We start from the raw sequence: 10,653 nt of genomic DNA, 5'->3' as shown, positions 1-10,653 counted from the left end.
GGTGAAACCCGTGATATACACCAAGGTCTACCGCGTCCAGGGGGAGGTTCTTTTAGCGGCATGCGACGAGGAGCTTCTCGGAAAGACCTTTCGCGAGGGCGAGCTGAAGCTTGAGGTAAAGGAGCGATTCTACAAAGGTGAACTCGTTGAGGAGGACAGGCTCGGGGAACTTCTGGAGGAGGCGACGATAGCCAACCTGACTGGTGAGAGATGCGTCTCAAAGGCCATAGAGCTCGGCTACGTGGACGAGAACAGGGTTCTCAGGATAGATGGCATTCCCCACGCCCAGATGGCCAAGATGTTCCTGTGAGGGAGACTCTAACGTTTTTAAGCATGCGCTCCCTCTTACTCCGGGTGAGATCATGAGCGAGAGGTTCTGTTACCGGTGTGGAATAAGCGAGGAAGAAGGAGGTCCTCTCATCGAGGGGCTCTGTCAGGTGTGCTACCGCAAGGAGAACCCCGTGCTCCTCATTGAAAGCGAGATAAACACAGAACTCTGCCAGAACTGTGGAAGTTATAAGAAGAGGGGCGTATGGGTTGATCCTCACAGCTACGAGCTCGACGAGCTTATCTTTGAAGTCGCCGACAACGCGCTTCTCGAGACGCTTGAGGACTCGCTGAGCGATAAAATCCGGGAGTACGAGGTAGTTTCGATGGAGGAGCTTGAGGAAGTGGATGAACTCCCGGTTGGAAAAGCAATTGTGGCCTTCCAGCCGGTCGACTGGCACATCGAGTACTTCCCGGCGATAATAACCTACGAGGTTCGCGTCAAGGCCAGAACGCACGAGCTCCAGCGGGAGCTCCACGACGAAAGGAAGCGCGTTACAGTCTACGTTCGCCAGACCGTCTGCCCGCGCTGTTCAAAGTTCCTCGGGGGCTATTTCGAGGCTATTCTGCAGGTTCGCGCCGAGGGCAGGCCGCTGGCCGAGGACGAGAGAAAGGCTATAGGAAAGCTCGTGGAGGAGAAGGTCGACGAGATAATGCGCAGGGACAGGATGGGCTTCATCCAGGACACGATAGAGAAGGAGGAAGGTCTGGACTTCTACATGGGCTCGACCTCGAGCGCCAGAAAACTCGCCCAGGCGATAAAGGAGAAGTTTGGAGGGACGATAAGCGAGGCCTACGAGCTGGTTGGCGTTGATAGACAGACGAGCAGGGAAACCTACAGGACGAGCGTGAGCGTAAGGATTCCGAAGTTCCGGAGGGGCGACATAGTGGCAGATAAGCGCGGCAACGTCTACGAGGTCGAGAGGGTAGACGGGAGGGGCCTCTCGCTGAGGAACCTGGTCACGGGGAAGAGCGAGCACCTCGACTGGAAAACCGCGAAGAGGGAAGGGGTTGATACAGTAGAGCATGAGGAGAGCGAGGCTATGGTAACCAGCCTGAGACCGGGGGAGGTTCAGATGATGGACATGAAGACCTACGAGGTATACGAACTGGAGAAACCGGCGGGGGAAATCCGCGAGGGTGAGGTTTACAGAATGGTTGGGGTGGGCGGAAGGAAGTACTTCCGCTCCAAAAAGGAGTGATTCGCCAACCTTTTTAACCGTCAGCCCAACTCTATCCGGTGATGGCAATGGAGAGGAAAACGGTCGTCGTTATCGGTGGCGGCGCCGCGGGAATGAGTGCGGCATCGAGGGTCAAGAAGCTGAGACCCGAGTGGGACGTCAAGGTCTTTGAGGCAACAGAATGGGTTAGCCACGCGCCCTGCGGCATCCCCTATGTCGTCGAGGGCATCTCACCAATTGAAAAGCTGATGCACTATCCCCCCGAGGTTTTCATAAAGAAGCGCGGGATAGATCTCCACCTGAAGGCCAGGGTCGTTGAAGTCGAGGAGGGAAAGGTTCACGTCAGGGAAGGGGATGGAGAGCACACCTACGAGTGGGACTACCTAGTCTTCGCGAACGGTGCCTCGCCGAGGGTTCCGCCGATAGAGGGCATAGACCTTCCAGGAGTCTTCACCGCGGACCTCCCGCCGGATGCCGTGGCGATTAGGGAGTACATGGAGAAGAATCCAGTTGAGGACGTCGTTATCATCGGCGGCGGTTACATTGGAGTTGAGATGGCGGAGGCCTTCGCGGCTCAGGGCAAGAAGGTCACGCTGATAGAGAGGAATGAGAGGGTCATGGCCAGGGCCTTCGACAGGGAAGTCACCGATATCCTTGAAGAGGAGATGAGAAAGAGGATCAACCTAAGGACGCAGGAGATAACGCTCCGCATCGAGGGTAAGAAGAGGGTCGAGAAGGTCATCACGGACGCCGGCGAGTACAAGGCCGACCTCGTCATCATCGCGACCGGCATAAGGCCCAACGTCGAGCTGGCCAAACAGATAGGTGTCAGAATAGGTGAAACCGGGGCCATATGGACGAACGAGAAAATGGAGACCAGCGTGGAGAACGTTTATGCGGCTGGAGATGTCGCCGAAACGAAGCACATAATAACCGGAAGGCGCGTCTGGGTTCCCCTTGCACCGCCCGGAAACAAGATGGGTTATGTGGCCGGTAGCAACATAGCCGGGAGGGAGATCCACTTTCCGGGAGTGCTTGGAACGAGCGTTACCAAGTTCTTTGAGGTGGAGATTGGAAAGACCGGTCTCACCGAGGCGGATGCCATAAGAGAGGGCTACGACATAAGGACGGCGTTCATAAAGGCCAGCACCAGACCCCACTACTATCCGGGTGCGAGACCGATATGGCTCAAAGGTGTTGTTGACAACGAAACGAACAGGCTCCTCGGACTTCAGGCGGTTGGCGCTGAAATCCTTCCGAGGATAGACACCGCCGCGGCAATGCTTACGGCCGGCTTTACCACAAGGGATGCCTTCTTCACGGACTTAGCTTACGCACCGCCCTTCGCTCCCGTCTGGGACCCGCTGATAGTTCTGGCGAGGGTTCTAAAGTTCTGAACCCCTTTTTCATTTTCAGGTCCGGGAGGAAAAGCTTATTAGTCTCCCGGGGAAGCCCCTCCGATGTGCGAGTACACCTACGAGAACGGGAAGAAGTGCAGGCTCAAACCGGTAGAGGGTTCAAAGTACTGCGCCCTCCACATCCCCTTCGAGGAGGGCGAGAAGCTGCTCGGTGAGAGGATAAAGGAGATCAAGGAAGAAACCTTCCAGAGGAGGCTGAAGCAGGGGCAAACGTACTTCGAGGGCATCTACCTATATGAAACGAGGATCAAAGACTTCAAGGCAGAAAACCCCCTCACCTTCAAAAATTCAACTATAAAAGCCATACTCCTCGACTCCGTCAGCGTCCCGGGAATTACGTTTTTCAATTCCCAGGTGGGCAGGATAATCCTCTTTGAGAGCGATGTGGGGACGTTCCTCCTCCACGGTTCAACAGTTTTCGGACTCAACCTCCTCCGGCTCAGGTTCTCCAACTCCCTCTTCATCCGAAACTCGAGCATTAGATACGTTATGATAAACTCCGTCGAATACTCCGGTGAGGGTGAGAACAGGGACGAATACGGAGAGAGGAGGATCGTCGGCAGGATCGAACTCAGCGGGCTCAGGGACGTGAGGAGAATAGGGATAAACGTTCGCTACCCTCTGATGAGAAGGATCCTCGAGGAGCACGGGTTAAAGCCCTCGGCTTCACCGGAGCGGAGCGTAAAGGTTTCCAGCATGGTCATCAAGGAGATAGAGTTTGACCAGTCCACCCGGTTCAAGAGGCAGGTGCGATTGAGCATCCGCCGGTTCCATGGGAGTCTGATAATCGAGGACATGAACATCTTTGGCCACGCGGAGATAACGGGGAGCAGGCTCAAGAACCCTGAGTTCGTCCACATAACCGTCATGGGCAACATGATTTTCAGGAGAACGTCCATCCATGGGGACCTTACATGGAACTCCACGGTTCTCCCGAACATTCCGGTTGAACTGATGGTGAACGGTTTTGTTGAGGTGGAGGGCTGCAGGTTTAACAGCCCCAGAGCGGCGGAGGTCTTTTACCGGCTCGCCAGGATAAGCTGGGAGCGGAACGGCGACTTTGAGAAAGCCGACGAGTACTATTACCTGGAGATGGTTGCCAAGAGGAACTCCCGTCTCTCCGGCAGGACCGGAGGATTGCGCTCGCTCGTGCTCAAGGTCGAGGTGCTCTTCGAATGGCTTTTCGCGGATCTGACCTGCAAGTACGGTACCGACTGGAAGAGGCCCATCCTCATATGGCTCGCCGCGGTTAACCTCTTTTTCCCGGTTCTCTACCTCATTACTGGAAGCGTGGAGGGCTTTTCAAGGATCATGACTCTCCTTGACTACGAGTACTTCAGCATCGTAACCGCTACAACCCTCGGTTACGGTGACTACCATCCAATAGGCGTGGGAAGGGCCATAGCTTCCGTCGAGGCCCTCTTCGGAATGTTCATGTGGGCGGTGTTCCTAACGGTCTTCGCGAGAAAGTACATGAGGTGAACCGATGAGGGTCGGGCTCATTGTCAACCCAATCGCCGGAATGGGGGGCAGGGTGGCCCTGAAGGGAACCGATGGTGTCGTTGAGGAGGCCATAAAACGCGGGGCGAGGCCAGTGGCCCCTGAACTGGTCAAACTGTTCCTGCGGGAGCTGAGCACGTACCCGGAAGCGAGAAGGATCGAGTTCATAACGGGCCCAGGGCCTCTCGGAGAGGACATCCTGAGGGAGTTCAACTTTCCCTACGATGTCATCCGGCACAGGGAGATAGGTTATCGCCTCGTTGACGGCATCAGGATCCCTGACACGACCCCGGAGGACACAAAGGAGCTCGCAAGGAGAATGGTTGGAAAGGTCGAGCTGCTCCTCTTTGCCGGCGGCGACGGAACCGCCAGGGACGTGGTTGATGCCGTTGACAGAAAGCTCCCGATCCTTGGCATTCCAACGGGCGTTAAAATGTACTCCGGGGTTTTTGCAACGTCACCCGAGGACGCGGCGAAGCTCCTCGTGGAGTTCCTCAGGGGGAGGGCAGGACTCGAGGAGAGGGAAGTGAGGGACATTGACGAGGAATCTTACAGACACGACGAGGTTAGGGCCAGAACCTATGAAAAAGCGATCGTCCCCGTCGTCGAGACCCTTGTGCAGGGTAGCAAGGAAGGAATCCCCCTCGATGAGGAGGAAGAGCTTGAGGCGATGACTGAGGCCGTTGCGGAGGAGATACTTGAGAACGATGGTATCTACTTCCTCGGCTCAGGCTCGACAATAAAGCGGATAAAGGACAGGCTTGGAATAGACGGAACGCTTCTCGGGGTTGACGTTGTCGAGGTCATGGATGGGAAGGTCCGGCTCCTAGTGAAGGATGCAACAGAGAAGGATCTCCTGCGGTTTGCTGATAAGGATCCTAAGATCGTTGTCACGGTTATAGGAGGTCTCAACTTTCTCTTCGGCAGGGGAAACCAGCAGTTCTCAGCCGAGGTGCTGAGGCATATCCCGAAGGAGAACATCCTCGTGGTCGCAACCCCGTCAAAGATAGCCAATGGCGCTATCAGGGTCTACACGGGGGATCCCGAGGTGGACGCGAGACTCAGGGGGTACCTGAGGGTCCGGGTGAGTCCCTGGCGAGAGCGCGTTGTGAGAGTTCTCTGAGTTAAACGGAAAAGTTTAATCCTCCTGGGCGGGACAAGACCATTCATTTTCGCTAAATTTATATGCGCTACTGTGCATCATTCACTGGCGATGTCCATGTATGGCAACTGGGGTAGATTTCTGCGCGTGAACCTCTCCACCGGAGAGGTAAAGGTTGAGGAATACGACGAGGAACTGGCCAAGAAGTGGCTCGGCAGCAGGGGACTTGGGATATACTTCCTCCTCAGGGACATGGATCCCACGGCGGATCCCCTCGGGCCTGAGAACCTGCTCATAATAACCCCCGGTCCACTGAGTGGGACGAGTGCCCCAACAGGCGGCAGGTACAACGTGATTACCAAGAGCCCGCAGACGGGCTTCATAACGATGTCAAACTCAGGTGGCTACTTTGGTGCAGAGCTGAAGTTCGCGGGCTGGGATGGGATAATAGTCGAAGGAAAGGCCGAAAGCCCCGTCTACATCTACATCAAGGACGACAACGTTGAGATCCGCGACGCGGGCCACCTCTGGGGCAAGCTCGTGAGCGAAACCGAGGAGACCATCAAGAAAGAGATCGGAAGCAAAAAGCTCCACATAACGAGCATTGGGCCGGCAGGTGAGAACCTCGTCAAGTTTGCTGCCATAGTCAACGACGGTCACCGCGCCGCCGGGAGGGCTGGGGTTGGTGCCGTTATGGGAAGTAAGAACCTCAAGGCGATAGCCGTTGAAGGAACCAAGCGCGTTCCCATAGCGGACAGACAGAAGTTCATGCTCACGGTGAGGGAGAAGATAAACAAGCTCAAGAACGACCCGGTGGCAGGAGGAGGTCTGCCCAACTACGGAACCGCGGTTCTCGTTAACATAATCAACCAGAACGGCCTCTACCCGACGAGAAACTTCCAGACCGGCGTTTTCGAGTACGCAGAGGAGCAGAGCGGCGAAGCCATGACGGCAAAATACCTCATAAGGAACCAGCCCTGCTATGCCTGTCCGATAGGCTGTGGAAGGGTCAACAAGCTGACCACGGTCGGAGTCACCGAGGGGCCGGAGTACGAGAGCATCTGGGCGCTCGGAGCCGACCTCGGCATAAACGACCTCGCGAGCATAATCGAGGCCAACCACCAGTGCGACGAGTTCGGCCTCGACACCATCTCAACCGGCGGAACTTTGGCCGCCGCGATGGAGCTCTACGAGAAGGGCTACCTCAAGGATGAGGATCTCGGCGAGGAGGCGCCGCCCTTCAGGTGGGGCAACACCGAGGTTCTCCACTACTACATCGAGAAGATAGCCTACAGGAAGGGCATAGGTGACAAGCTCGCCGAGGGAAGCTATCGCTTCGCCGAGATGTACGGCCACCCGGAGTACTCAATGAGCGTCAAGAAGCTCGAGCTTCCGGCTTATGATCCGCGTGGTGCCGAAGGCCACGGTCTCGGCTACGCCACCAACAACCGTGGCGGCTGTCACATCAAGAACTATATGATAAGCCCGGAGATACTCGGCTATCCGTACAAGATGGATCCGCACGACATAAGCGACGAGAAGATAAAGATGCTCATCCTCTTCCAGGATCTCAGCGCGGTCATAGATGCGGCCGGTCTCTGTCTGTTTACGACCTTCGGCCTCGGAGGAGACGACTTCCGCGACATGCTCAACGCAGCTCTGGGCTGGGACTTCAGCACGGAAGATTATCTCAAGATAGGCGAGCGCATCTGGAACGCCGAGCGTCTGTTTAACCTCAAAGCCGGACTCGTTCCGGAGAGGGACGATACCCTGCCGAAGAGATTCCTCGAGGAGCCCATGCCCGAGGGACCAAACAAGGGCCACGTTGTTCGCCTGAAGGAGATGCTGCCGAGATACTACAGGATGCGCGGCTGGACGGAGGATGGAAGGGCAATCAAGGATGAGAAGCTGGAAGAACTCGGTCTTAAGGAATTCGCCTGATCCTTTTCTACCCATTTTTGCCCAGCAAGTTTTTTATCGGCGCTGGCCAAAGACGGGGATTAAGGTGAGATCATGGGGCATTCGTTCTCGCTTTCGGGCTCAAGAAAGGCCAGGGAACTGGACAGGGAGTACACTTTCACCCTCTGGGACGGAAAGGTTATAGTGAAGCCAAAACTCGATATGAAGTACCTTTACATCGAGGTCACCAGCCGCTGCAACCTGAAGTGTGAGATGTGCTTCAAGCAGTACTGGGAAGATACCGAGGGGGATATGGACTGGGAGCTGTTCCTCAAGATCCTCGACGACGCCGAGGAGTTTCCCGAGCTGAGGATGATATACTTCGGCGGCATCGGTGAGCCAACCGTCCACCCCCGCTTTATGGACATGGTGCGCGAGGTAAAGAGGAGGGGCTTTGCCCTCGGGATAAGCAGCAATGGAACCCTCCTTACGGATGAGATGCTCCGCGAGTTCGCGAAGCTCGGCGTTGACCTCATGTACTTCTCGATGGACTCTGTTCCGACCGCCCAAAACGCCATAACCCTGGGGCACATAGCAGCCGCCGTAACGGCCGATAAAATAAGAAAGCTGGTAAAGTACCGTGAGGAGTACGGGACGCACAGGCCGAGCATAGGCGTTGAAGTAGTTGTCACGAAGGAGAACTACACACAGCTGCCTGACATGGCGCGCTTCCTTCTCGACCTCGGTGTTGATTCGATGCTCGTCTCAAACCTCCTACCGCTTACTGAGGAGCAGACGAAGGACATAGTCTACGACGGAAGCGTTGACATGAAGCCCATTCTTGACGAGCTCTACAAGATAGCTCACAATGGCCTCTACATAAAACTCCCCAAGTTCGAACTGAAGACCGAAAGGGCCTGCGACTTTGATGAGAACAACGTTGCCGTCGTCAGATGGGACGGGGAAGTTGCGCCCTGCTACCGCTTCCTCCACAGCTATTACGAATATATCTTCGGCAGGAAGAAGAAGGTCAACGCCTACTCCTTTGGCAACGTGAGAGAGAAGAGCCTCGCCGACATCTGGACGAGCGAGAAGTACACCTGGTTCCGCTTTACCATGAAGAACTATATGTACCCCTCCTGTACCGACTGCGAACTCGTGAACGCCTGCGACTTTGTCAAGACAACCGATATAGACTGCTGGGGCAACGAGCCAAGCTGCGCCGACTGCCTCTGGTCCAGGAGAATAGTCCAGTGTCCCATACCTCAGTACAACTTTGGAAAGTTCTACTGACCCTGAACTTATTCCTTTATTCTGGAGTTTTTCTTTTGCGGGTTCCAGCCTGGCCTACCCATGATGCCGGTATCGGCTGATGTGAAAAATATGTTAATTATTTTTGATATATCAAAATAATCCGTAAAATTTAGATAATCCCGTGAGGAGATACCATTGACGAACCTTCGGGAGGTGAGAAAATGGTCTCCGCAAAGAGCGGAATGTGGACCGCCATCCTGGGTGCCCTCCTGATACTGGTGCCCTCCTGATACTGACGGACGGCATACTGGTACTGGCAAACAAGACATTCTACGGCTGGCACTACGGAAGCGTCAGCACCGTCGGTTGGATCGAGATAATAATTAGCCTGACGATAATGATCCTTGCCTACTACTACAAGAGCAACAGGAGCCTCGTCGGATGGACAATCGCAATTCTTGCCCTGATAACGATGCCCTTTGACGGTGGCTTCTGGACACTCGGCGCTTGGATCGCACTGATCGGCGGCGTCATGATAGCCACCGGTGAAGTCTCCTCCCCCGGAACCTCCAAAAGAACGACGGCGTGAATTCAAAACTTTTTTAAGCCCCCCCTTTCTTTTAGTTTTTAAGGCACGCTCCCGGGGATGGTTTAATGGCGTCATCGAAGAGGGACTCCAGGCAATTCGTCGAGATCGTTGCCCAACTCCTGAGCAGGTGGGGTTATACCCATACCGACGGCAGGATATACGGCCATCTCCTCCTCAGCGACAGACCCCTAACAATATCCGAGCTGGCGGAAGCAACCAACCTCAGCAGGTCCTCGGTCTCCGTCTCCCTCTCCCGTCTCACCCGGGACTACCTGGTAACCTACCGCAAGGAGGGCAAGACAAAATACTTTTCCGCCGTTCCGGCCTTCCTCGAGAAGTTCCTCCAGCAGCCCAGGGACATACTGGAGAGGGAGGTCAGGCCGCTGAAGGACATAGTCAGTCAACTCGCAGAAAGGACCGACTCGGAGGAGGCCCGGGCCAGATTCGAGGACATTCTCAAAGACCTCTCCGTTCTTGAGTGTGTCCTCAGGAGGATAATCGAACTGGAGGAGCAGGAAAGCGAGTGTATCGGAACTGGCTGATCCTCGAGTCTTTTCTTTACAACTTTTATCGGCATCTCTAACGTATCAAAATCTTTTTAAATGACATTCCCTTCACCCAACCGTCCACGAATGGGGTGAAGGAGTGATGAACTACCCGGAGCTGGCCCTAATAGCGTTCATCCTCAGCGTCGTGTTCTCGATAGGTGGTGTCGGGAGCGCGATAGCGATAGTTCCAACTATGGGCTGGCTCGGAATTCCGCTGATGACGGCGAAGCCAACCGGCCTCTTCATAAACACCCTCTCCATGCTCTCGGCAACGCTCAAGAACCTCAAACACGGCAAGCTCGACCACCGCTTCGGCCTTCCAATCCTGCTCGTTGCCACGGCCATGGCCCCGGTTGGTGCTTACGCCGGTAAGTTCATCCCCAAGGTTTACGTTTTGTGGGTTTTCGTGGGCTTTCTGCTCTACTCCGGAACGGTCATGATATTCTTCAAGCCGCGGAGGCACCCAAATACTGGCAACCACATCGTTGAAGGCTCTATAATCGGGGGAATAGCGGGTTTCCTCGGCGGTCTCCTCGGAGTGGGCGGCGGTGGGATAATAAGCCCTGCCCTGATAGTTCTCGGCTACGAACCGAAGAAGGTCGCCTCAACGACGGCCCTCGTTGTTTTCTTCTCCTCGCTTAGCGGTTTTCTAACCTACTGGGGTATGGGGACCCTCGACTGGATGCTTCTTCTCTGGGTTTCGATTCCTGCTATAGCCGGCGGCTGGATCGGGACGCATCTCATGCACTTCAAAATGAGCTCCGAGGGGGTAAAGAAGGTCATAGGGCTGATAATCTACGCCATCGCCTTCAAGACGCTTCTGAACGTTCTTTAA

Annotated in this window: 10 protein-coding genes; all 10 read left to right on the top strand. The window is 55.3% G+C overall.

All coding sequences use genetic code 11. The annotated features are described in order from the left end of the window. Positions 1-10 precede the first annotated feature (10 nt). The 10 genes from MV985_RS03075 to MV985_RS03030 all read left to right on the top strand — a co-directional run bounded on the left by MV985_RS03075 (position 11) and on the right by MV985_RS03030 (position 10,653). Positions 11-310, top strand: a complete 300-nt coding sequence (locus MV985_RS03075) for a DUF424 domain-containing protein (protein WP_297461837.1) — start codon at positions 11-13, stop codon at positions 308-310. Positions 311-362: 52 nt separating this feature from the next. After that, a complete protein-coding gene (locus MV985_RS03070) occupies positions 363-1,529 on the top strand; it encodes a 60S ribosomal export protein NMD3 (RefSeq protein ID WP_297461490.1) in 1,167 nt (388 codons plus the stop codon). Between the two features lie 47 nt (positions 1,530-1,576). Then, entirely contained in the window at positions 1,577-2,905 is a 1,329-nt protein-coding gene (gene cdr, locus MV985_RS03065) for a CoA-disulfide reductase (RefSeq protein WP_297461823.1), read from the top strand. A 63-nt stretch (positions 2,906-2,968) separates the two neighbouring features. Beyond that, positions 2,969-4,408: a potassium channel family protein gene (locus MV985_RS03060; RefSeq protein ID WP_297461487.1), complete on the top strand. Its 1,440-nt coding sequence runs from the start codon at positions 2,969-2,971 to the stop codon at positions 4,406-4,408. 4 nt (positions 4,409-4,412) lie between these two features. Next, positions 4,413-5,549 carry an ATP-NAD kinase family protein gene (locus tag MV985_RS03055; RefSeq protein ID WP_297461485.1) on the top strand — a complete coding sequence of 379 codons (1,137 nt, stop codon included), beginning with the start codon at positions 4,413-4,415 and terminating at the stop codon, positions 5,547-5,549. A gap of 96 nt (positions 5,550-5,645) precedes the next feature. Continuing rightward, positions 5,646-7,469, top strand: coding sequence for an aldehyde ferredoxin oxidoreductase (gene aor, locus MV985_RS03050; RefSeq protein ID WP_297461820.1), 1,824 nt, complete (start codon positions 5,646-5,648; stop codon positions 7,467-7,469). A 72-nt stretch (positions 7,470-7,541) separates the two neighbouring features. Beyond that, positions 7,542-8,720: a tungsten cofactor oxidoreductase radical SAM maturase gene (locus MV985_RS03045; protein WP_297461482.1), complete on the top strand. Its 1,179-nt coding sequence runs from the start codon at positions 7,542-7,544 to the stop codon at positions 8,718-8,720. Between the two features lie 205 nt (positions 8,721-8,925). Beyond that, a complete protein-coding gene (locus tag MV985_RS03040; RefSeq protein ID WP_297461480.1) occupies positions 8,926-9,270 on the top strand; it encodes a hypothetical protein in 345 nt (114 codons plus the stop codon). Between the two features lie 65 nt (positions 9,271-9,335). Next, positions 9,336-9,812 (top strand): ArsR family transcriptional regulator, encoded by a 477-nt coding sequence (locus MV985_RS03035; RefSeq protein WP_297461477.1) that lies wholly within the window; start codon positions 9,336-9,338, stop codon positions 9,810-9,812. A gap of 106 nt (positions 9,813-9,918) precedes the next feature. Next, positions 9,919-10,653, top strand: coding sequence for a sulfite exporter TauE/SafE family protein (locus tag MV985_RS03030; protein ID WP_297461817.1), 735 nt, complete (start codon positions 9,919-9,921; stop codon positions 10,651-10,653).

This window comes from Thermococcus sp. (assembly GCF_027012695.1).
Taxonomy (GTDB): domain Archaea; phylum Methanobacteriota_B; class Thermococci; order Thermococcales; family Thermococcaceae; genus Thermococcus.
Note: the sequence above shows the minus strand (reverse complement) of the source record. Positions and strands in the feature narration are given on the sequence as shown.